We start from the raw sequence: 22,858 nt of genomic DNA, 5'->3' as shown, positions 1-22,858 counted from the left end.
CCGATCATATCGCCTGCCCCTTCCATGCCTGCCATGCCCCTGCCCCAGAGGCACCGCGTCCTGGCCGCCGCCGCGTTCCTCGCCGCCCTCACGGGCTGCAGCACCGTGGACGGCTACTCCCGCAGCCTCGTCAACACCCTGACGCCGTACAAGGTGGAAGTGGTGCAGGGCAACTTCATCTCGCGCGAACAGGTCGAGGCCCTGCAGAAGGGCATGAGCCGCGAGCAGGTGCGCAACATCCTCGGCACGCCGCTGGTGACCAGCCTGTTCCACGGCGACCGCTGGGACTATGTCTTCACGCTCAAGCGCCGCGGCGTCGACGAGCAGAAGCGCCACCTCGCCGTCTTCTTCAAGGACGACCTGATGGACCGCGTGGAAGGCGACCCGATGCCCAGCGAGTCCGAGTTCGTCACCACCCTCGACAACAAGCGCAAGCTCGGCAAGGTGCCGCGCCTGGAGGCGACCGAGGCGGAGCTGCGGGCCTTCCAGTCGAAGAACCAGCCGGCCGCGACGGCTTCCGCTGCGCCGGCCCCCGCGCCGGCCGCCGGCACGCCGCCCACCAGCTACCCGCCGCTCGAGTCGGTGCGCTGAGGCCGCGATGGGAAAGACCACGCAGGCACTGAGGAACGTGGCCGTGACCGGTGCGGTGCAGCCGCCGCCGGCCGGCAGCACGCAGCACCAGGTGGCGGTGGCCGGCGCGTCCGGCCGCATGGGCCACATGCTGATCGAGGCGATCCGCGCTTCGGACGACTGCCGCCTGGCCGGCGCGCTGGACATCGCGTCCAGCCCGGCGATCGGCAACGACGCCGCTGCCTTCCTGGGCCACGCGAGCGGCGTGCCGGTGACGGCGGACCTCGCCACCGGCCTGTCGCATGCGCACGTCCTCATCGACTTCACGCGCCCCGAGGGCACGCTCGCGCACCTGAAGATGTGCCGCGAGAAGGGCGTGAAGGCCGTGATCGGCACCACCGGCTTCACCGACGCGCAGAAGGCGCAGATCGCCGACGTGGCCAAGGACATCGCCATCGTGATGGCGCCCAACATGAGCGTGGGCGTCAACGTCACGATGAAGCTGCTGGAAATGGCCGCCAAGGCGCTGGCCACCGGCTACGACATCGAGGTGATCGAGGCGCACCACCGGCACAAGGTGGACGCGCCCTCGGGCACGGCGCTGAAGATGGGCGAGGTCATCGCCGCTGCGCTGGGCCGCGACCTCAAGGACTGCGCGGTCTACGAGCGCTACGGCCACACCGGCGAGCGCGACCCGTCCACCATCGGCTTCTCGACCATCCGCGGCGGCGACATCGTGGGCGACCACACCGTGCTCTTCGCGGGCACCGGCGAGCGCATCGAGATCACCCATCGCTCCGCGAGCCGCGCCACCTACGCCCAGGGCAGCCTGCGCGCCGTGCGCTTCCTCGCCGGCCGGCAAAAGGGGCTGTTCGACATGTTCGACGTCCTCGGCCTGCGCTGAACCTGGATTCATGAGTTTCACCGACCTCTTTCGCCAGGGCGACGCCGTCACCCAGGTGGTGGCGGTCCTGTTGCTCGCCATGTCGGTGGCGAGCTGGGTGGTGATCCTCTGGAAGACGTGGATGCTGCAGCGGGCCCGCGCCGGCGTCGCGCGCAGTACAGCCGCCTTCTGGCAGGCCGCGTCGCTGGCCGACGCCCGGCAGAAGGTCCAGGCCTTCGACCGCGAAGCCCTGGTGCTGCCCCTGATCGCCGCCAGCGAGGAAAGCCCGTCCGGCTCGCTCGCGGCGGCCGGCGACCGGTCGCAGCAGCTCACGCGCCTCCTGCGCAGCGCGTTGCACGCGGTGCTCGGCAGACTGCAGTTCGGGCAGGTCCTGCTGGCCACCGTCGGGTCGACGGCGCCCTTCGTCGGCCTGCTGGGCACGGTCTGGGGCATCTACCACGCGCTCACCGGCATCGCCAATGCCGGCCAGATCACCATCGACAAGGTTTCCGGCCCCGTCGGCGAGGCGCTGGTGATGACCGCCGCCGGCCTGGCCGTCGCCATCCCGGCCGTGCTCGGCTACAACATCTTCGGCCGGCTGATCGCCCGCATCGAGGCGGACCTGGAAGGCTTCGCCTTCGACCTGCGCGAACTGCTGACCCACGGCGCCCGCCAGCCGGCCGAGGCGGAGTAGCCATGCCGTTCGGCCGGCTGGAGCGCACCCAGGGCGACACGCCGATGAGCGAGATCAACGTCACGCCCCTGGTGGACGTGATGCTGGTGCTGGTGGTGATCTTCATCATCACCGCGCCCCTGCTGGCCAGCTCCATCCGCCTGGACCTGCCCAAGGCGGAGGGCACGCAGCCCGGCGATGCCCCGAAATTCGTGACGCTCGTGGTCGACAAGGCCGGACAGGCTTTCCTGAACGACAAGGCCGTGAGCCCGGAGCAGCTGGCGACGCAGCTGGCGGCGTCGGCGAAGCAGAATCCCGAGACCGAGATCCAGCTGCGCGCCGACCAGGGTGTCCCCTACGGCAAGGTGGTGGAGGTCATGGGGATCGCCCACAAGGCGGGGCTCTCGCGCATCGGGTTCGTGGCGGAACCGAGCAAGTAGGGGCTCAGGGACTAGGGGTTAGGGGTTAGGGGCTAGGGGCCAGGGAGCGGCGACCCCTAGCCCCTAGCCCCTAGCCCCTAGCCCCTACTCCCTACAATCAGCCAATCATGGAAGACAAGTACAACCACCTGGCGGTGGAAAAGGCCGCCCAGGCCGAGTGGACCGCGCGCGATGCCTACCGCGTGACGGAGGATGCGCGCAAGAAGAAGTTCTACGCCTGCTCCATGCTGCCCTATCCCTCGGGCAAGCTCCACATGGGGCACGTGCGCAACTACACGATCAACGACATGTTGACGCGCTACCTGCGCATGAACGGCTACAACGTCCTGATGCCCATGGGCTGGGACGCCTTCGGCCTGCCGGCGGAGAACGCGGCGCTGAAGAACAAGGTGCCGCCGGCCAAGTGGACGTACGAGAACATCGCGTACATGAAGGGCCAGATGCAGGCCATGGGCCTGGCCATCGACTGGTCGCGCGAGATCGCCACCTGCGATCCCAGCTACTACAAGTGGAACCAGTGGCTGTTCCTGAAGATGCTGGAGAAGGGCATCGCCTACCGCAAGACCCAGGTGGTGAACTGGGACCCGGTGGACATGACCGTGCTGGCCAACGAGCAGGTGATCGACGGCAAGGGCTGGCGCACCGGCGCGGTGGTGGAAAAGCGCGAGATCCCCGGCTACTACCTGAAGATCACGGACTACGCGCAGGAGCTGCTGCAGTTCGTGCAGGAGGACCTGGGCGGCTGGCCCGAGCGCGTGAAGCTGATGCAGGAGAACTGGATCGGCCGCAGCGAGGGCGTGCGCTTCGCCTTCACGCACGACATCCAGGGCGAGGACGGCAAGGCGATCGGCGACGGCCGCATGTACGTGTTCACCACGCGTGCGGACACGATCATGGGCGTGACCTTCGTCGCCGTGGCGCCGGAGCATCCGCTCGCCACGCACGCGGCGAAGAGCAACCCGAAGCTGGCGCAGTTCATCGAGGACTGCAAGAAGGGCGGCACCACCGAGGCCGAGCTCGCGCTGAAGGAAAAGGAAGGCATGCCCACCGGCCTGAGGGTGACGCACCCGCTCACGCACGAGCCGGTGGACGTCTGGGTCGGCAACTACGTGCTCATGGGCTACGGCGACGGCGCCGTGATGGGCGTGCCCGGCCACGACGAGCGCGACTTCGCTTTCGCGCTCAAGTACGGCCTGCCCATCGTGCAGGTGGTGCACGTCGACGGCGAGGAGTACGACTACAAGCACTGGCAGGACTGGTACGCCGACAAGGAAAACGGCGTCACCATCAACTCCGACATCTTCAGCGGCTTCAAGTACCAGGAGGCCGTGAATGCGGTCGCCCACCACCTGGAGCAGAAGGGCCTCGGCGAGAAGAAGACCACCTGGCGCCTGCGCGACTGGGGCATCAGCCGCCAGCGCTACTGGGGCACGCCGATCCCCATCATCCACTGCGACGTGCACGGCGCCGTGCCGGTGCCCGAGAAGGACCTGCCCGTGGTGCTGCCGCAGGACTGCGTGCCGGACGGCAGCGGCAACCCGCTGAACAAGCGCGAGGACTTCCTCGCCTGCACCTGCCCCGTGTGCGGCAAGGCCGCGCGCCGCGAGACGGACACCATGGACACCTTCGTGGATTCGTCCTGGTACTTCATGCGCTACTGCGACCCGAAGGACGATGCCCGCATGGTCGCCGGCGGCACGAACTACTGGATGCCGATGGACCAGTACATCGGCGGCATCGAGCACGCGATCCTGCACCTGCTGTACGCGCGCTTCTGGACCAAGGTGATGCGCGACCTGGGGCTGGTGAAGATCGACGAGCCGTTCACCAGGCTGCTCACGCAAGGCATGGTGCTCAACGAGGCGTTCTCGCGCACGACCACGGGCAAGCAGTACTACTGGGCGCACGAGCTGGACGTCCAGCGCGACGAGCACGCGAAGGTGATCTCCGCCACGGCGAAGGCCGACGGGCAGCCGGTCACCTACGAGGGCTGGACCACGATGTCCAAGTCCAAGAACAACGGCGTGGACCCGCAGGACCTGATCGAGAAGTACGGCGCCGACACCGCGCGCCTGTACACGATGTTCACGGCGCCGCCGGAAGCCACGCTCGAGTGGAACGACGCCGCGCTGGAAGGCAGCTACCGCTTCCTGCGCCGCGTGTGGAACTTCGGCGTGAAGCTGGGCGCGGGCAGCGAGACGAAGGCGGCGAGCTACGGCAAGCAGGCACAGGCGCTGCGGCGCGAGCTGCACACGGTGCTCAAGCAGGTGGACTACGACTACCAGCGCATGCAGTACAACACCGTGGTCTCGGGCGCGATGAAGATGCTCAACGCGCTGGAGGACTTCAAGGGCGAGGGCGACGCGGGTGCCGGCGCCGCGCTGCGCGAAGGCTTCGGCCTGCTGCTGCGCGTGCTGTACCCGGTGACGCCGCACATCGCGCACGGCCTGTGGAAGGAGCTGGGCTACGCCACCGCGGCCGGCGAGCTGCTCGATGCGCCGTGGCCGCGCGTGGACGAAGCCGCGCTGCGGCAGGACGAAGTCGAGCTGATGCTGCAGGTGAACGGCAAGCTGCGCGGCTCCATCCTGGTGCCGGCGGATGCGGGCAAGGCGGAGATCGAGAAGATCGCGCTGGCCAGCGAGGGCTTCGCCAAGTTCGGTGGCGGGGCTTCGCCGAAGAAGGTGGTCGTGGTGCCGGGCCGGCTCGTGAACGTGGTGGTCTGAGCATGCAGAGAAGAGCCCTGTTCTCCTTCGCCGGCGCCGCCTTGCTGGCCGGCTGCGGCTTCCAGCTGCGCAAGCCGCCGGATTTCGCCTTCGACACGCTCGTGGTCAACGCGCCGGAGAGCTCGCCGCTGGGCGCGGAGCTGCGGCGCTCCGTCGCCGCGGAAGGCAAGGTCCGCGTGCTGACCGCGGCGGCTGCACCGGCGCCGGCCGCGAGCGCGGCCTCCGCACCGGCGGCAGCGTCCGCGACGCGCCAGGTCACCTTCGACCTGCTGCAGGAGCAGCGCGAAAAGGTGGTGGTCGGCCTGAATTCCAGCGGCCAGGTCACCGAGTTCCAGCTGCGCAGCCGCATCCGCTTCCGCGTGCGCGACGCGCAGGGCCGGGAGCTGATCCCGGACACCGAGCTGGAGCAGCACCGCGACATCTCCTTCAACGAATCCGCCGTGCTCGCCAAGGAGGCGGAAGAGTCGCTGCTGTACCGCGACATGCAGACGGACCTGGTGCAGCAGCTCATGCGCCGGCTGGCGGCGGTCCGCCCGCAGGCCTGACCGCCCGGCTGCGCTGTCGGAAAAGGCGCAGCCAGGCGTCGCGACCGGTCCTACAGCCCCGCCGGTCCGGCGGTGCCAACCTTCCGGCTGTTGCCGCGCTTGCGCGCTTGCGGCGCGCGCGCGGCGCCCCCATCTTGGGGCCAGACCAGGGAGCTTCGCCATGGACGCCACCGGAACCTCTGCCACGCAGTCGTACATCGGCAAGGAAGCGCGCTACGGCGCCCGCAACTACGCGCCGGTGCCGGTGGTCGTCGACCACGCGAAGGACTGCCTCGTCTGGGACGTCGAGGGGCGCCGCTACATCGACATGATGAGCGCCTACTCCTCCGTGAGCCATGGGCACCTGCATCCGCGCATCGTGGCCGCCGCGCACCGGCAGCTGGAGAAGGTGGCGGTGATGTCCCGGGCCTACTACGGCACCACGCTCGGCCCGCTGCTGGAGAAGCTCAGCGAGGTCACGGGCTTCGAACGCGCGCTTCCCATGAACACCGGTGCCGAGGCGGTGGAGACCGCGATCAAGTGCGCGCGCCGCTGGGGCCACCGCGTCAAGGGCATCCCCGACGGGCAGCAGCGCATCCTGGTCGCGCGCGGCAATTTCCACGGCCGCACCACCACGATCATCGGTTTCTCGAGCGAGGAGGACTACCGCACCGGCTTCGGGCCGTTCTGCGGCGGCTTCCAGCACTTCGACTACGGCGACATGGCGAGCGTCCAGGCCGCGGCGACGGAGAACACGTGCGCGGTGCTGGTCGAGCCGATCCAGGGCGAGGCGGGCGTGCTGGTGCCGCCGCCGGGCTTCTTCCGCGAGCTGCGCGAGTGGTGCACGGCGAACGACGTCCTGCTGATCGACGACGAAGTGCAGGCGGGCCTGGGCCGCACGGGCAAGTGGTTCGCGTTCGAGCACGAGGGCATCCGGCCGGACGCGCTGATCCTGGGCAAGGCACTCGGCGCCGGGCTGCTGCCCGTGAGCGCCTTCTGCGCCGACGACAAGGTGATGTCGGTGTTCGTGCCGAACAGCCACGGCTCCACCTTCGGCGGCAACGCGCTGGCGGCCGCGGTGGCGCTGGAAGGCCTGAAGGTGCTGGAGGAAGAGGGCCTGGTCGCGAACTGCGCCGCCAAGGGCGAACACCTGTTCCGGCGGCTGCGCGAGGTGCAGGCCGAGGTGAAGCCGCTGATCCGCGACGTGCGCGGCCGCGGGTTGTGGATCGGCGTGGACATCGAGCCGTCCTGCACCACCGCCCGCGACCTGGTGGAGCGCCTCGCGGCCGCGGGCGTGCTGTCGAAGGAAACGCACGAGACGGTGATCCGCTTCGCCCCGCCCTTGACGATCACGTACGAGCTGATGGACGAGGCGGTGGAGATCTTCCGCAAGGTGGTGGTGCAGCGGCACCGCGAACTCGGGCTGGCCAAGGGCTGACGCCATGGCTCCGGACGGGCTGGTGTACGTCGCGGTCACGCTGCTCGTGATCGCCCTGGCCTTGCTGGTCAACTTCGGCCGCAAGCCGGGGCGCAAGGTGTCGTACGAAGCCGTGGAGCACGGTTTCATCTACCTGCTGCTGGTCGTGGCGCTGGTGGCGGCGGCGTGGATGACCCTCTTGCCGTGAACGGGCGGCGGCGCTGCGCGCCGTCGGTGGGGATCGCATTCGCTCACCGTCCGCCGCTGGCGCGGCGCCACCCTGCAAGTTCGCGGCGATGCGTCCCTTGTAGGGTGGCGTGGCGAAGCCACGGAAGGTGAGTGAAACGAACCCCACCGACGTGCCCCCGCTAAACTCCCCCCATGCAGCTCGCCCCTGCCCAGCTCCCCCCGCACCTCCAGCGCGCCCTCCGCCCCCTCTACACCCTGCACGGCGACGAGCCGCTGCTGGTGCAGGAGGCCGCGGACGCCATCCGGGCCGCGGCGCGGACCCAGGGCTACACCGAGCGCACCGTGCACACCGTCGCCGGCACGCACTTCGACTGGAGCGCCGTGCTCGCCGCCGGCGGGTCGCTCAGCCTCTTCGCCGACAAGCAGATCGTCGAGATCCGCATCCCCTCCGGCAAGCCGGGCAAGGACGGCAGCACCGCCCTGCAGCAGGTCGCCGAAAGCGCCCAGGGCAACGACAGCACGCTGACGCTGGTGCTCCTGCCGCGCCTCGACTTCCAGACCAAGAAGTCCGCCTGGTTCGCGGCCCTGGAGAACGCCGGCGTCGCCATCGAGGTCCAGCCGGTGGAGCGCAACGCGCTGCCGCAGTGGATCGCGCAGCGCCTGGCGCAGAACGAGCAGCGCGTCGCCGCCGGCGAGGAGGGCCAGCGCACCCTGCAGTTCTTCGCCGACCGGGTCGAGGGCAACCTGCTCGCCGCCCACCAGGAGATCCAGAAACTGGCGCTGCTCTACCCCGCCGGCGAACTGCGCTTCGAGCAGGTCGAGAGCGCGGTCCTCAACGTCGCCCGCTACGACGTCTTCAAGCTGTCCGAGGCGGTCCTCGCCGGCCAGGTGGCCCGCGTGCAGCGCATGCTGGACGGCCTGCAGGCCGAGGGCGAGGCGGAAGTGCTGGTGCACTACACGCTGGCCGAGGACATCCGGGCCCTCAAGCGGGTGAAGGACGCGATGGCGCAGGGCCGCCCGCTGCCCATGGCGCTGCGGGAACAGCGGGTCTGGGGCCTGAAGGAAAAGCTGTTCGAGCGCGTCCTGCCCCGCCTGTCCACCACGACCCTGGAAAACCTGCTGCACGGCGCCCATGTGGTGGACGGGATCGTGAAAGGCCTCAAGGCGCCCGGCTGGCCCACCGACGGCTGGCAGGCCTTGCACAAGCTGGCGCTCGGCCTGTGCCTGGAGTGCTCAGCCCAGCCTAAGGCGGCCCGGGGATAATGAACTTATGAATGCGCTGAATATCGCCGAGTACGTCGCCAGCCTGGGCCTGCAGGCCCGGGCGGCCTCCGCGCGCATGGCCGCGGCCTCGGCTGCCGAGAAGGGCCAGGCCTTGCGCGGCCTGGCGGCGCTGCTGCGGGGCAACGTGGAATCGCTGCAGCGGGACAACGCCAAGGACATCGAGCGCGCCACCGCGGCAGGCCTCTCCGCGCCGATGGTGGACCGCCTGAAGCTCACCCCGAAGATCATCGAGACGCTGGCGGTCGGCTGCGAGCAGCTCGCCACCATGCCGGACATCATCGGCGAGGTGGTCGGCATGAAGCAGCAGCCCAGCGGCATCCGCGTGGGCCAGATGCGCGTGCCGCTCGGCGTGTTCGGCATGATCTTCGAGAGCCGGCCGAACGTGACGATCGAGGCCGCGAGCCTGTCCATCAAGAGCGGCAACGCCTGCATCCTGCGCGGGGGCTCGGAAGCGATCGAATCCAACAAGGCGCTGGCGAAGCTGGTGCAGCAGGCCCTGGTCGACGCCGGCCTGCCCGCGGAGGCCGTGCAACTGGTGCAGACCACCGACCGCGAAGCCGTCGGGAAGCTGATCGCGATGCCCGAGTCCGTCGACGTGGTCATCCCCCGCGGCGGCAAGAGCCTGATCGAGCGCATCTCGCGCGAGGCGAAGGTGCCGGTCATCAAGCACCTGGACGGCAACTGCCACACCTATGTCGACGATCCCTGCGACGTCGCCATGGCCGTCAGGATCACCGACAACGCCAAGACGCAGAAGTACAGCCCCTGCAACGCGAGCGAGGGCCTGCTGGTCGCGCGCGGCGTGGCCAAGGCCTTCCTGCCGGAGATCGGCGCGATCTTCGCGGGCAAGGGCGTGGAGATGCGCTGCGACCCCGAGGCGAAGGCGATCCTCGCGCAGGTGCGCGGGGCGAACGTGCAGGACGCGACCGAGCAGGACTGGTCCGAGGAGTACCTCGCGCCGATCATCAGCGTGAAGGTCGTGGCCGGCATCGACGAAGCCATCGCCCACATCAACCGCTATTCCTCGCACCACACGGACGCCATCGTCACGCGCGACCACATGCATGCCCAGCGCTTCCTGCGCGAGGTGGATTCGGCCAGCGTGATGGTCAATGCCAGCACGCGCTTCGCCGACGGCTTCGAGTACGGCCTGGGCGCGGAGATCGGCATCAGCACGGACAAGTTCCATGCGCGCGGGCCGGTGGGCATCGAAGGACTGACATCCCTGAAATGGATCGTGTTGGGCGACGGCGAAATCCGGGAATGACCCACCCCCGAAGCGCCTGCGGCGCCTCCCCCTCAAGGGGGCGCCCCCAGCGGCCCGGCAGAGCCGGACCCGCGGCGGCACTGGGAAGATCCACGTAACGCAGACCGAGTAGAAGAACTAGATGGTTCCGCACCTCATCACGGCCCTGACCGGCCCCATCAACGAGCTCGAGCAGCGCATCCTCGAGTCCATGCCCGCGGTGGAGCGCTGGTTCCGCCTGGAGTGGATGGAGCACACGCCGCCCTTCTACTGCTCGGTGGACATCCGCAACGCCGGCTTCAAGCTGGCGCCCGTCGACACCAACCTGTTCCCCGGCGGCTGGCACAACCTCACGCCCGACATGCTGCCGCTGGCGGTGCAGGCGGCGATGGCGGCGATCGAGAAGATCTGCCCCGAGGCCAAGAACCTGCTGGTGGTCCCCGAGAACACGAAGAACACCTTCTACCTGAGCAACATCGCCCAGCTGCAGAAGATCTTCCGCATGGCGGGCCTCAACGTGAAGGTCGGCTCGATCGACCCGGACATCAAGAAGGCGACGACGGTCGAACTGCCCGGCGGCGACAAGGTGACGCTGGAGCCGGTGGTGCGCAGCAAGCGGCGCCTGGGGCTGAAGAACTTCGACCCCTGCACCATCCTCCTGAACAACGACCTCACGGCGGGCGCGCCGGGGATCCTGGAGGACCTGCACGAGCAGTACCTGCTGCCGCCGCTGCACGCGGGCTGGTCGGTGCGGCGCAAGAGCCGCCACTTCCAGAGCTACGAGGAGGTGGCCAAGCGCTTCGGCAAGATGCTGGGCATCGACCCGTGGCTGGTGAACCCGCTGTTCAACCGCTGCGGCGAGCTGGACTTCTTCAAGCAGGAAGGCATGGAGTGCCTGCGCACCAACGTGGATGCGCTGCTCGCCAAGATCCGCAAGAAGTACAAGGAATACGGCATCAACGAGAAGCCCTTCGTGGTCGTGAAGGCCGACAACGGCACCTCGGGCATGGGCATCATGACCGTGCGCGACGTGAAGGACCTCGACGCCCTCCGCCAGCGGCCGAAGAACAAGCCGCCCGTGGTCAAGACCGGCCAGGCGATCACCGACGTGATCATCCAGGAGGGCGTGCTGACCGCCGAGCGCATGAATGACGCCGTCGCCGAGCCGGTGGTGTACCTGATGGACCGCTACGTGGTCGGCGGCTTCTACCGCATCCACGCGGAACGGGGCACGGACGAGAACCTCAACGCGCCGGGTTCGGCCTTCGTGCCGCTGGCTTTCGCGGAGAGTACGCGCTTACCCCAGCCGGGCCAGAAGCCGGGCGCCAGCGCCCCGAACCGGTTCTACATGTACGGGGTGATCGGCCGCCTGGCCATGCTGGCCGCCAGCTACGAGCTGGAAGCCACCGATCCCGACGCCGAGACCTACGACTAGAGCCGACCGGCGGTTGTTGCACTGCAACAAAAATCCTGCCCGCGCCGCCGGTCGGGCGCACAATACGCACCCCAAGTTCAAGACCCCGCCGGTTCCCTGTCCGGGACGGGGCCGTTCGTGCAGAACTCGAAATCGTCGCTCGCCGCGCTGACCCTCGGCGCCATCGGTGTCGTCTACGGCGACATCGGGACCAGCGTCCTCTACGCGGTCAAGGAGGTGTTCGGCGCCGGGCACGTGCCCTTCACGCCCGACAACGTCTACGGCGTCCTGTCCATCTTCTTCTGGACGCTGACCGTCATCGTCTCGATCAAGTACGTGGTGCTCGTCCTGCGTGCCGACAACAACGGCGAGGGCGGGCTGATCGCGATGCTCGCGCTCGCCTCGCAGGCCGTGAAGGACAAGCCGAAGCTGCGCCGCGTGCTGCTGCTGGTGGGCATCTTCGGCACCTCGCTGTTCTATGGCGACGGCGTGATCACACCGGCGATCTCGGTGCTCTCCGCCGTGGAAGGCCTGAAGGTCGTCTCGCCGAACCTGGAAGACTGGGTGATCCCGCTCACGCTGGTGATCCTGCTGCTGCTGTTCGCCGTGCAGAAGCGCGGCACCAGCGGCATAGGGCGCTTCTTCGGGCCGATCACGCTGGTGTGGTTCATGACGATCGCGGTCCTGGGCGTGTCGCACATCGTGCAGCACCCGGAGATCCTCAAGGCGCTGTGGCCGTACTACGCGGTTCGCTTCATGTGGCAGCAGCCGGGCACGGCGTTCATCATCCTCGGCGCGGTGGTGCTGTGCGTGACGGGCGCCGAGGCGCTGTACGCGGACCTGGGCCACTTCGGCAAGAAGCCCATCCGCCTCGCCTGGTTCGGCGCGGTCATGCCGGCGCTCACGCTCAACTACTTCGGCCAGGGCGCGCTGCTCATCGCCAATCCGGAAGCGGTGAAGAACCCCTTCTACATGATGGCGCCGGACTGGGCGCTGGTGCCGCTCGTGGTGCTGGCGACCATGGCGACGGTGATCGCGTCGCAGGCGCTGATCACCGGCGCCTTCAGCGTGACCAAGCAGGTGGTGCAGCTCGGCTACCTGCCGCGCCTGAACGTGGAGCACACCAGCGTGCGCGACACCGGCCAGATCTACGTGCCCGCGGTCAACTGGGGCCTGTTCGTCGCGATCGTCATCGCCGTGGTCATGTTCCGCTCCTCCAGCAACCTCGCCGCCGCGTACGGCATCGCGGTGACGCTGGACATGCTGATCACCACCACGCTCACCTTCTTCGTCATCCGCTACGGCTGGGGCTACCCCCTTGCGCTGTGCTGGGCGGCGACGGGCTGGTTCTTCGTCGTGGACTTCGCCTTCTTCAGCTCCAACCTGCTCAAGCTGGTGGACGGCGGCTGGTTCCCCCTCATGATCGGCGGCTTCATCTTCACGCTGATGACGACGTGGAAGCGGGGTCGCAAGATCCTCAACGAGAAGCTGCGCACCGATGCGATCGACCTCAAGAGCTTCCTGGAGTCGGTGTTCTCGCAGCCGCCGCTGCGCGTGCCGGGCACGGCGGTGTTCCTGACGGCGGAACCGGGGACGGTGCCCAATGCGATGCTGCACAACCTGAAGCACAACAAGGTACTGCACGAGCACAACCTCTTCGTCACCGTCCGCAACCACGAGGTGCCCTGGGTGGGCCTGGACAAGCGCGCGGAGATCGAGTCGCTGGGCCACGACTGCTGGCAGGTGATCCTGCACTACGGCTTCAAGAACGACCCCGACGTGCCCCGCGCGCTGGAGCAGATCCGCGCCCGCGGCTGCGAGCTGGAACCCATGACCACCAGCTACTTCCTCTCGCGCGACGTGGTGGTGCCCAGCATCGGCGGCGGCATGGCCGGCTGGCGCGAGAAGCTGTTCGCGCAGATGCACCACAACGCGAGCGCGGCCGCCGACTTCCTCAACCTCCCGAACAACTCCGTCGTGGAATTGGGCAGCAAGGTCGAGATCTAGGCGGGCCGGTCCGGCTGGTCCATACTCCGCCCGCACGCCTGCGCGAAGGCAGGCGGGGAGGGGACGGATGAAGGACTTCCGTGGCAAGGTCGCCGCGATCACCGGCGCGGCCTCCGGCATCGGCCGCGCCCTGGCCGTGGAACTGGCGCGCGAAGGCGCCCGTCTTGCGCTGGCGGACCTCGACGAGGCAGGGCTCGCCGAGACGGTGCGCCTGGTCGCCGCCCCGGGCGCTGGCTGCACCACCACGCGTGTCGACGTCGCCGATCGTGCCGCGGTCTTCGCCTGGGCCGGACGCTGCCGCGCCGGGCACGGTCAGGTGAACCTCGTGTTCAACAACGCCGGCGTGGCCCTCGCTGCCGCCGCGGAGACCGTGCGCCCCGAGGATTTCGAGTGGCTGATGGCCATCAACTTCTGGGGTGTGGTCCACGGCACGCAGGCCTTCCTCCCGCACCTGCGCGCGAGCGGCGACGGCCACGTGGTCAACCTCTCCAGCGTGTTCGGCCTGATCGCCATGCCGACCCAGTCCGCCTACAACGCGAGCAAGTTCGCGGTGCGGGGCTACACCGAGGCGCTGCGGATGGAACTGCTGCTCGAAGGCGCGCCGGTGGGCGTGACCTGCGTGCACCCCGGCGGCGTCGCCACCGGCATCGTGCGCAGCCAGCGGGTGGACGAGGCCGTCACGCGCATGACGGGGCAGGACGCGGACGCCTTCCGCGCGCAGGGCGAACGCATGATCCAGGTCACCTCGCCGGAAGCCGCCGCCCGCCGCATCCTGTCCGGCGTGCGGCGCAATGCGAGTCGCGTCCTTGTCGGTCCCGATGCCCGGGTGGTGGATATCATGGCGCGCCTCCTCGGGCCCGGCTACCAGCGCCTCGTGATGCGTCGCGCCGAGCGCCTGCGGCAGGAGGCGGGGGGATCCTGAACATGGCGGACAGCAGCCTCGCGACCGAATACGACGTGGTGGTGGTCGGTGCCGGCATCTCCGGCATCTCGGCCGGGCACTACCTGCGCACGGAGTGCCCGGACCGCAGCTTCGTGATCCTGGAAGGGCGCGATGCGATCGGCGGCACCTGGGACCTGTTCCGCTACCCCGGCGTGCGCTCGGACTCCGACATGTTCACCCTGGGCTTCACCTTCCGGCCCTGGACCAGCGATGCGATCACCGCGCTGGGCCCCGCCATCCGCGACTACGTCCGCGACACGGCGCGCGAGGAGGGCCTGCTGCCCGCCATCCGCTTCCGCCACCGCGTGACGGGCGCCGCGTGGAGCAGCACCGATGCGCGCTGGACCGTGCAGGTCGATGCGGCCGGCGAAGCGCGCACGGTGCGCTGCCGCTTCCTGTTCTTCTGCAGCGGCTACTACGACTACGCGCACGGCCACGAGCCGGAGATCCCGGACCGCGCCGCGTACGCGGGCCAGGTGGTGCATCCGCAGCACTGGCCCGAAGGCCTGGACGTCACCGGCAAGCGCGTCGTCGTCGTCGGCAGCGGTGCCACCGCCGTCACGCTGATCCCCGCGCTCGCGCAGCAGGCGGCGCACGTCACGATGCTGCAGCGCTCGCCCAGCTACATCCTCGCGATCCCCGCGCGCGATGGGGTCGGCCGCTTCCTGCAGGCGCTGCTGCCGCGCCGCTTCGCGTACCGCGTGATCCGCTGGAAGAACATCCTGATCGCCGCGGCGATCTACCAGCTCGCGCGTCGCCGGCCGGAGGCGATGGGCCGCTGGCTCGTGCAGCAGGCGCAGCGCAGGAGCGGCGTCGACGTGCGGCACCTGCAGCCCCGCTACCAGCCCTGGGACCAGCGCCTGTGCATCGTCCCCGATGCCGACCTGTTCGCCGCGCTGCGCGCCGGGCGCGCATCCGTCGTGACGGACCGCATCGAGCGCTTCACGCCCGCGGGCCTGCGCCTCGCTTCGGGCGAGGACCTGCCGGCCGACGTCGTGGTCACCGCCACCGGCCTGCAGCTGCAGCTGTTCGGCGGCGCGCGCATCACCGTGGACGGGCGCCCGGTGGAGGTGGCGCAGGCGCTTTCGTACAAGGGGATGATGCTCGCGGGCGTGCCGAACTTCGCCCTCGCCATGGGCTACACCAATGCGTCCTGGACGCTCAAGGCGGAACTGATCGCGCGCCAGGTGTGCCGCGTCCTGAACTACCTGCGCGACCACCGCCTGGACGTCGCGGTGGCCGTGCACGAAGGCGACGCGGGCGATACGCGTCCCGCGCTCGACCTGCAATCCGGCTACATCCAGCGCGCGGCCGACGCCCTGCCGCGGCAAGGCACGCGCAAGCCCTGGCGCATCTACCAGAACTACCTGCTCGACCTGCTCTCCCTGAAGCTCGCGCCGCTGCGCGACGGCGCGCTGCGTTTCGGCCGCCAGGGCGAGCCGGTGCGCTGACACGCATGCATCTCCTCCTCGCGCTGCTGCTCATCGTCGTCGCCGCACTCGCGGCGTTCGCGCTGCTCACCGCCGTGGTCGCCTCGCGGATCACGAAGGCCTTCCCGCCCGAAGGCGGGTTCCTCGAACTGGGCGGCGAGCGCATCCACTACCGCTCGCTCGGCACCGGGCCGGCGCTCGTCATGGTGCACGGGCTCGCCGGGCAGATGAAGAATTTCGACTACCTGCCGCTCGAGGCGCTCGCGCAGCGCTGGCGGGTGATCCTCGTCGACCGGCCGGGGTCGGGGCGCTCGCCGCGCGCGGATGCGACGAAGTGCGGCGTCGCCGCGCAGGGCCGCTTGATCGCCGACTTCATCCGCGCGCTGCGCCTGCCGCAGCCCCCGCTGCTGGTCGGGCATTCGCTGGGCGGCGCGATCGCCCTGTCGGCCGCCTTGCAGGACCCGGAAGCCATCGCCGGACTGGCGCTGATCGCGCCGCTGACGCACCAGGTGCGCGACGTGGCCGAGCCCTTCCGGCCGCTCGCGGTCCGCCGCGCCTGGCTGCGGCGCTCCATCGCCTGGACGCTCGCGGTGCCGGTCGGCATCCTCACCATGCGTAAAGCCGTGCGCGCGGTCTTCGCGCCCGAACCGGCGCCGGACGACTTCGGCGTGCGCGGCGGCGGCATGCTGGGCCTGCGCCCCTCGGCGTTCTGCGCCGCGTCGGAAGACATGATCGCGCTGGAGGACGACCTGCCCTTCCAGCAGAAGCGCTACGGCGAGCTGCGGCTGCCGGTGCGCGTGCTGTACGGCGAAGGCGACGCGGTGCTGGACTGGCGGGCCCAGGGCGAGGGCCTGTGCGCGCAGGTACCGCAGGCGCAGCTCACGGTCGTGCCGGGCGGCCACATGCTGCCGGTGACGCAGCCAGCCGCGACGGCGGCATGGCTGGAAGAGGCGGCGCGGGCGAGCCTGCGCTGAATCGGGCAACATCCACCCTGATGAACATTCTTTTCGTTGCCGACCCGCTCGAGGTCTTCAAGACCTACAAGGACACCACCTTCTCGATGATGCGCGAGGCGCAGCGCCGCGGCCACCGCATCTCGGCCTGCGAGCCGCGCCACCTGAGCTGGCGCTCCGGCGGCCTGGTGCACGCGGACGTGCGCGAGATCGCGCTGACCGGCACGGAGGAAGAATGGTTCCAGGTGCAGCGCACCGAGCGCCGGGCGCTGCGCGACTTCGACGCGGTGCTGATGCGCAAGGACCCGCCCTTCGACACCGAGTTCTTCTACGCCACCCACATGCTGGAGCAGGCGCAGCGCGAAGGCGCGAAGGTCTTCAACCGTCCTTCCGCGCTGCGCGACCACCCGGAGAAGCTCGCCATCCTGGAGTTCCCGCAGTTCGTGAGCCCCACGCTGGTGACGCGTTCCGCCGACGAAGTGCGCGAGTTCCATGCGGAGCACGGCGACATCATCCTCAAGCCCCTCGACGGCATGGGCGGGATGGGCATCTTCCGCGTCGGCCCCGACGGGCTCAACCTCGGCTCCATCATCGAGACCCTGAACCACCACGGCGCGACGACGATCATGGTGCAGCGCTTCGTGCCCGAGATCATCCACGGCGACAAGCGCGTGCTGGTGATCGGCGGCAAGGTGGCCCCGTTCTGCCTCGCGCGCATCCCGCAGGGCACCGAGGTCCGCGGCAACCTGGCCGCCGGCGGCAAGGGCGTGGCGCAGCCCATCTCCGAGCGCGACCGCGAGATCGCCGAGACGGTCGGCCCGCTGCTCGCGGAGCGCGGCCTGCTGCTGGTGGGCCTGGACGTGATCGGCGACTGCCTCACGGAGATCAACGTGACGAGCCCCACGGCCTTCCAGGAGATCACGAACCAGACCGGCTTCGACGTGCCGGCGATGTTCGTCGATGCGCTGGAGGAGGCGGTCGACCGGGATCGGACGGTGATCTGAGTCGCGTCGGTGGGGTTCGCTTCGCTCACCTTCGCCGGCGTTCGCCGGCCCACCCTACATGGGATGCGCCATCGGATGTAGGGTGGCGCGGCGAGAGCCGCGGACGGTGAGCGCAGCGAACCCCACCGCCTGCGTCAGCGGACCTCCCCGTCCACGAACACCTTCAACTCCCCCGGCTGGAACTGCGTCCACTGCTCGTTGGTCGTGAGCGGCGCCGTCACCACGACCGCCACCCGGTCCTGCGGCGTCGTGTGCTGCGCGAAGTCGATGCTCAGGTCCTCGTCCGCGAGTTGCGCGTGGGAGAAGGGATGCTTGCGCTCCACGTACCAGAGGTTGGTGGAGCAATGCGCCCACAGCGCGTCGCCGTTCGACAGCAGGAAGTTGAAGCGGCCGTGCTTCGCGATGCGCGGGGTGAGTTCGCGCAGCGTGAGCGTCAGTTCCTCCACGCTCGGCGTGTCCGCGTGGGACTTCCACATCTCCTGCAGCAGCCAGCAGAAAGCCCGCTCGCTGTCCGTCGTTCCGACCGGCCGGAAGTTCGCGTGCAGCCGCGGCTCGAAGCCCTGCAGGTCGCCGTTGTGCGCGAACACCCAGTAGCGGCCCCACAGCTCGCGCACGAAGGGGTGGCAGTTCTGCAGCGCGACCTCGCCCTGCGTCGCCTTGCGGATGTGCGAGATGACGTTGCGGCTCTTGATCGGGTAGCGGCGGATGAGCTCCGCGACGGGAGACTCGCAGGCGGGCTGGTGGTCCACGAAGTGGCGCAGGCCCTTGCCCTCGAAGAACGCGATGCCCCACCCGTCCGCGTGGTGGTCGGTGCGGCCGCCGCGCTGCGCGAAGCCGGCGAAGCTGAACGTCACGTCCGTCGGCGTGTTGCAGTTCATCCCCATCAGCTGGCACATGCCCCGATTATTGGGGAGGCAGGTCGCCTTGTGGGGGCCCCTTCAGTTGCCACGCGGAAATCATCGCGATCGCGCAGATGCCCGCGAGCATCAGGAAGGATTCGTTGAAGGCCGCCAGCCGCTCGACGCTCGTCGGCCCCGCGAGCCCGGTGCCGTGCGCGGCCAGCCGCCACTCCAGCACGATGGCGCACAGGCTCACGCCCGCGGCGCCGCCCAGCATGCGCAGGAAGTTGATGAGGCTGGCGCCCTGGGGGATCTCGCCCTTGTCCAGCGGGCGCATGGCGCCGAGGTTCAGGGAGGGCAGCACGAAGCCGAGCCCGATGCGGCCCAGGATGGCCCACGCGACCAGCAGCGCCAGGCCCGTCTGCAGGGTCACGGTCGGCATCAGCGCGAACGACGCGGCCAGCAGCGCGAGGCCTCCGCTGACCATCACGTTGGTCGGCAGGCGGCGCGTCAGCCGGCCGGCGATGCCGATCGTCACCGCGAGCACGAAACCGGACGGCAGCAGGATGGTGCCGACGTGCGAGGCGGGCAGTTCCAGTCCCAATTGCATGAACACGGGCAGCAGGTAGGTGGAGCCGTACAGCGCGATGCCGTAGATGAAGGCGACGAGGCTGCCGATCGCGTAGGCGCGGTGGCGGAACACCGCGAGATCCAGCAGCGCATCCTGGCCGCGCGCCTTGGCGCGGCGCAGCCAGAGCGTCATCGCGACGAAGCACGCGACGGCGAACGCCAGCAGGCCGATCGCCAGCCAGCGGTCGCCGCCACGGATTTCCAGCAGCCCGTTCAGCAGGGCCAGCGTTCCCGCGGACCCGAGCAGCAACCCGCGCCAGTCGAGCGACGCGGCGTGCTTGCCGGGATCGCTGCCGCCCGGCGCGCTCACCGGCAGGTAGCGGTGCGCGAGCCAGATCGCCGCGAGGCAGAAAGGGATCACCATGAAGAAGATCGAGCGCCAGCCCCACAGGTCCACGAGGATGCCGCCGATGCTGGGCCCCAGCGCGGGCGCGAGCACCACGCCCATGCCGAACATGCCGCTCGCCCGTCCCTGCTCGGAGGGCGCGAAGGCGCGCATCATGATGATCGCGGGGATCGGCTGCACGACGCCGGCGGCCAGGCCTTCGGCGACGCGTGCCGCGAGGACCAGCGGGAACCAGGGCGCCACGCCGCCCACGATGCCGCCGACCAGCAGCAGCACCATGGTGCCGTCGTAGGTGCGGCGGTAGCCGAAGCGTGACAGCAGCCAGGGCGTGGTGAGCATGGACACCGTCATGGCCACCATGAAGCCGGAGGACACCCACTGCGCGCGCTCCTGGTTCAGCGCGAAGGCGTGGCTCATCCCGGGGATGGCGACGTTGACGACGGTGGCCGACATCAGCGACGCCATCGTGCCCACCATCACGGAGAACATCAGCAGCCAGCGGTAGCGCGGCCCGTGGCGCGCGCTCAGTTCGGCGATGCTGCCGGAGCCGCTCACGCGGCGGCGGCGCCGCGCGCGCAGTTCTGGCAGATGCAGGCGCGGTCCTTCGCTTCCGGCGGGACGCACGCGAGCAGGTCGGCGCCGAACGCCGCCTGCGTGCACCAGCAGGGCCCTTGCGGCAGGCCGGTTTCGCGCTCGAGCTCCATGGCGCAGCGGTTCGCGGCGCCGCAGAGCGGGCAGCGCGAAGGCGCGGGGGAGCTGGCTTCGTTCGGCACGGGCGCAGTTTAGCGCCCCGCCGCTACGCGAGGACCGGGTCTTCGCGCTTGCGGGCGGCGGATTGCGCGCGCTGCGACAGCGCGTCGAGAGCGCGCGGCACCACCGCGCCGGCCTCCACGGGACGCAGCTGCCGCTCGCGCACGAGGCGCTCGAGGCTGCGGCGCGTCATGGTGTGCACTTCGCCGCCGTGGCTCTGGAACATGAACAGGGTCGCGCGCTGGCTCACCCACGTGAGGCTGGCGCGGCGCCACTTGCCGCGCGCATGCAGGTCGACCCAGCAGCCCTGGTGCAGGGCGGCCACGACGCCGGTGACGTCGACGTCGCCCGGCGCCTCGCCCGAGGCCTCCTCCAGCGGCGCCGGCGCGCTCGGGCGCTCGTCGAAGCCGGCGGCCTGCAGCTCGCTCGGCGTCAGCCACGGGTTGCCCGCGGGCGCCTTGGGCTGCTGCCGCTGCGTGGAGAGCAGCGCGGCATCGAGCTGCGGCTCGTTGCCGACCGCGAGGTTCGCATGGCGCGTGCGCGCGCGCAGCTTGAGCACGGGGCGGTGCAGCTTCTCCAGCGCCTGGAAGAAGGTCTCGTGGTCCGCCGGCTCCTGCCCGATCAGCTTCATGCCGCCGCGCAGGCGCTCCAGCATGCCGGGCAGCGTGTTGAAGAGACGCGCGGGGTCGCGCAGCGTCTGCTCCGACTTCACGCTCCACAGCAGGTCGGAGATCACGCTGTTCCAGCCGCCCGGGTCGACCTGCTTCTGCGCGTCGGTGAGCCGCGCGTGCGCCATCACCAGCGACCAGGGGCCGAACAGGAAGTCCTGCACCACCGCGGGCACGCCTTCGAGGTCGGCACGCTGCGACAGGCTCCACGCGATCTGCGCCGCTTCGGCTTCGCGCGCCTCCGCGAAGTGCAGCGCGTCGACGGCGACCTGGCGGCCGCGCTCCTCGACGCTGTCCTCGCCGGTCCAGCGCTCCTCCAGTTCCTGCAGGGCCTGGCCGAAGGGGCGGTCGTCCTGCACCTGCTGCTCGTTGAGCGCGCGGAAGGTGGTGCGGACGTCGGCGAAGAACTCCTGGAAGTCGCTCGCGAACTCGTCGTTGTAGCGGAAGCTGCGTTCGGCGACGCGCTCGACGAGCCGCCGCCCCGCATGGTCTTCCTGCGCGAAGAAGCGCGGCGTGACGAGCGCCAGCTTCGCCAGCGCCGGCTCGATCGCCACGATGGCCTCGCGCACGGGCGCGAGCAGGCGCGGGTCGCGCGCGACCTGGTCCACGAGCTTGCGCACGACTTCCAGGCCCAGCACCTGGCCGACCTGGCGGGCTTCCTTCTTGAGGCGCGCGCGGTGCATCGCCCGCTCGCGCGCCGGCGCCCAGCGGCCCCAGGTCGTGGTCTCCAGTTCGCGCTGCGTGCCGACGTCGCGGTGGCTGCGTTCCACCGGCGACAGGCCGCGGTTGCGCGCGACCGCCTCGGCATCGAAAGGCTCGAAGCTTTCCAGGGCCGTCTCGATCGCCTGCAGCTGCGCGTCGACCTTCGCGAAGAACGCGGGAGCCAGCGCTTGCGCCGAGGGCTGCGCGCGCGAGAAGAGGAAATGCTGGAACAGCTCGTCGCCGAGGCCGTAGTTCGAAAGGTCCGCCCATGCGGCGCCGCCGAGGGCGCCGCTGCTGCCGAGGGCTTGCTCGATGCTGCCGCCGGGGGCGCCTGCGCCCGCGGCGCCGCCGGGGCCGGAACCACCGCCGGGGCCGGACCCACCGCCCGGGCCGGTACCGGAACCCGACCCGCCGGAAGGACCCGCTCCAGGCGCGCCGGACGCAACGGGACCCGATGAACCCGGGCCCCCACCGCCCGAAGCGCGGGCGGGAGCAGGAGCGGGGGGCTTGGTGGAACTGGGTGCGGCAGGCAACACGCGGTAAGTCGCTTCGGTGAGGCGCGCGGCGCGCAGCAGCTTCACCGCGTCGCGGTACAGCGTGGCGATCTCGCGTGCCAGGGGTTCGGCCAGGTGCTGGCTCCAGATCCTGGGCCAGGCCGGCTCCACGGCCGGATGCATCAGGTCGCGCAGGGCCTGCGCGAACACCTGCGGCCGCAGCGGGTTGCGCTCGGGCTCGACGGTGCCCAGGCCGAGGGCCGTGCTCATGAGGGCGTCGAACTCGGCGAGGGGCTGCTCCAGGCGCGGTGCGAGCAGCTGCAGCACGCGGGAGCTTTCGATCTCCTGCGACAGCGTGCTCTCGTCCAGCAGGCTCAGCCCGCCGAAGCGGTCGTCGTCCGCCGTGGCAGCCACCGCGACGGGCGCGGCGCGGGACGGCCGCTGCGCGATGTCGCGCAGCAGGGCGGGGAAACGCTGCGACCAGTCGGCGCGCCGGCGGGTGAGCTCCAGCCAGGCATCGGCGAGCTCGCGCCGCTCCGCCACGCCGGTGCAGCGGCGTTCTTCTTCCTGCAGGACGGCGACGGCCTGGTCCAGCGCGCGCTGCAGCATCGCGGGCGCGGCCGCGATGGCGAGGTCCATGCACTGGCGTGCCGTGTCGGGGATAGCGGCCATGACACGGCGCAGTCTAGGGACGCGCGCGACGAATGACACCTCAAGTCTTCACGCGCG

The 22,858-nt window shown here is 70.1% G+C and carries 20 protein-coding genes; 16 read left to right on the top strand and 4 right to left on the bottom strand.

Going from position 1 to position 22,858, the window contains the following annotated elements; all coding sequences use genetic code 11:
* Positions 1-33 precede the first annotated feature (33 nt).
* The 16 genes from H8N03_RS21690 (at position 34) to gshB (ending at position 17,700) form a co-directional block, all read left to right on the top strand.
* On the top strand, positions 34-591 hold the full coding sequence (locus H8N03_RS21690; RefSeq protein ID WP_435531678.1) for an outer membrane protein assembly factor BamE: 558 nt from the start codon (positions 34-36) through the stop codon (positions 589-591).
* Between the two features lie 7 nt (positions 592-598).
* A complete protein-coding gene (gene dapB / locus H8N03_RS21685; RefSeq protein WP_187078314.1) occupies positions 599-1,474 on the top strand; it encodes a 4-hydroxy-tetrahydrodipicolinate reductase in 876 nt (291 codons plus the stop codon).
* 10 nt (positions 1,475-1,484) lie between these two features.
* A complete protein-coding gene (locus tag H8N03_RS21680) occupies positions 1,485-2,147 on the top strand; it encodes a MotA/TolQ/ExbB proton channel family protein (RefSeq protein WP_187078313.1) in 663 nt (220 codons plus the stop codon).
* A 2-nt stretch (positions 2,148-2,149) separates the two neighbouring features.
* The gene (locus H8N03_RS21675; RefSeq protein WP_187078312.1) at positions 2,150-2,566 is read left to right on the top strand and encodes an ExbD/TolR family protein; all 417 of its coding nucleotides are present in this window, start codon (positions 2,150-2,152) and stop codon (positions 2,564-2,566) included.
* Positions 2,567-2,673: 107 nt separating this feature from the next.
* Entirely contained in the window at positions 2,674-5,289 is a 2,616-nt protein-coding gene (leuS, locus tag H8N03_RS21670) for a leucine--tRNA ligase (RefSeq protein ID WP_187078311.1), read from the top strand.
* Between the two features lie 2 nt (positions 5,290-5,291).
* Positions 5,292-5,834: an LPS-assembly lipoprotein LptE gene (locus H8N03_RS21665; protein ID WP_187078310.1), complete on the top strand. Its 543-nt coding sequence runs from the start codon at positions 5,292-5,294 to the stop codon at positions 5,832-5,834.
* Between the two features lie 160 nt (positions 5,835-5,994).
* On the top strand, positions 5,995-7,251 hold the full coding sequence (rocD, locus tag H8N03_RS21660) for an ornithine--oxo-acid transaminase (RefSeq protein ID WP_187078309.1): 1,257 nt from the start codon (positions 5,995-5,997) through the stop codon (positions 7,249-7,251).
* 4 nt (positions 7,252-7,255) lie between these two features.
* A complete protein-coding gene (locus H8N03_RS21655) occupies positions 7,256-7,438 on the top strand; it encodes a hypothetical protein (protein WP_187078308.1) in 183 nt (60 codons plus the stop codon).
* Positions 7,439-7,611: 173 nt separating this feature from the next.
* Positions 7,612-8,682, top strand: a complete 1,071-nt coding sequence (holA, locus tag H8N03_RS21650) for a DNA polymerase III subunit delta (protein ID WP_187078307.1) — start codon at positions 7,612-7,614, stop codon at positions 8,680-8,682.
* 7 nt (positions 8,683-8,689) lie between these two features.
* The gene (locus H8N03_RS21645) at positions 8,690-9,970 is read left to right on the top strand and encodes a glutamate-5-semialdehyde dehydrogenase (protein ID WP_187078306.1); all 1,281 of its coding nucleotides are present in this window, start codon (positions 8,690-8,692) and stop codon (positions 9,968-9,970) included.
* A gap of 121 nt (positions 9,971-10,091) precedes the next feature.
* On the top strand, positions 10,092-11,384 hold the full coding sequence (gene gshA / locus H8N03_RS21640) for a glutamate--cysteine ligase (protein ID WP_187078305.1): 1,293 nt from the start codon (positions 10,092-10,094) through the stop codon (positions 11,382-11,384).
* Positions 11,385-11,501: 117 nt separating this feature from the next.
* On the top strand, positions 11,502-13,370 hold the full coding sequence (locus H8N03_RS21635) for a potassium transporter Kup (RefSeq protein ID WP_187078304.1): 1,869 nt from the start codon (positions 11,502-11,504) through the stop codon (positions 13,368-13,370).
* 67 nt (positions 13,371-13,437) lie between these two features.
* Positions 13,438-14,292 (top strand): SDR family NAD(P)-dependent oxidoreductase, encoded by an 855-nt coding sequence (locus H8N03_RS21630; RefSeq protein WP_187078303.1) that lies wholly within the window; start codon positions 13,438-13,440, stop codon positions 14,290-14,292.
* A 2-nt stretch (positions 14,293-14,294) separates the two neighbouring features.
* Entirely contained in the window at positions 14,295-15,764 is a 1,470-nt protein-coding gene (locus H8N03_RS21625; protein ID WP_187078302.1) for a flavin-containing monooxygenase, read from the top strand.
* Between the two features lie 5 nt (positions 15,765-15,769).
* Positions 15,770-16,717 carry an alpha/beta fold hydrolase gene (locus H8N03_RS21620; protein WP_187078301.1) on the top strand — a complete coding sequence of 316 codons (948 nt, stop codon included), beginning with the start codon at positions 15,770-15,772 and terminating at the stop codon, positions 16,715-16,717.
* Positions 16,718-16,737: 20 nt separating this feature from the next.
* A complete protein-coding gene (gene gshB / locus H8N03_RS21615) occupies positions 16,738-17,700 on the top strand; it encodes a glutathione synthase (protein ID WP_187078300.1) in 963 nt (320 codons plus the stop codon).
* A 134-nt stretch (positions 17,701-17,834) separates the two neighbouring features.
* On the opposite strand, the gene H8N03_RS21610 is transcribed toward gshB, so the two are convergent.
* The 4 genes from H8N03_RS21610 to H8N03_RS21595 all read right to left on the bottom strand — a co-directional run bounded on the left by H8N03_RS21610 (position 17,835) and on the right by H8N03_RS21595 (position 22,801).
* Positions 17,835-18,596 carry a class II glutamine amidotransferase gene (locus H8N03_RS21610; RefSeq protein ID WP_187078299.1) on the bottom strand — a complete coding sequence of 254 codons (762 nt, stop codon included), beginning with the start codon at positions 18,594-18,596 and terminating at the stop codon, positions 17,835-17,837.
* Positions 18,597-18,603: 7 nt separating this feature from the next.
* On the bottom strand, positions 18,604-20,004 hold the full coding sequence (locus tag H8N03_RS21605; RefSeq protein WP_187078413.1) for an MFS transporter: 1,401 nt from the start codon (positions 20,002-20,004) through the stop codon (positions 18,604-18,606).
* Between the two features lie 62 nt (positions 20,005-20,066).
* Positions 20,067-20,288, bottom strand: coding sequence for a cysteine-rich CWC family protein (locus tag H8N03_RS21600; protein ID WP_187078298.1), 222 nt, complete (start codon positions 20,286-20,288; stop codon positions 20,067-20,069).
* Positions 20,289-20,311: 23 nt separating this feature from the next.
* Positions 20,312-22,801: a DUF1631 family protein gene (locus H8N03_RS21595; RefSeq protein WP_187078297.1), complete on the bottom strand. Its 2,490-nt coding sequence runs from the start codon at positions 22,799-22,801 to the stop codon at positions 20,312-20,314.
* Between the last annotated feature and the right edge of the window lie 57 nt (positions 22,802-22,858).

The sequence above is a fragment of the Ramlibacter cellulosilyticus genome (genome assembly GCF_014297465.1).
Classification (GTDB): Bacteria; Pseudomonadota; Gammaproteobacteria; order Burkholderiales; family Burkholderiaceae_C; genus Ramlibacter; species Ramlibacter cellulosilyticus.
The sequence above is the reverse complement of the archived record's forward strand: the minus strand, read 5'-3'. Positions and strand labels throughout refer to the sequence as shown.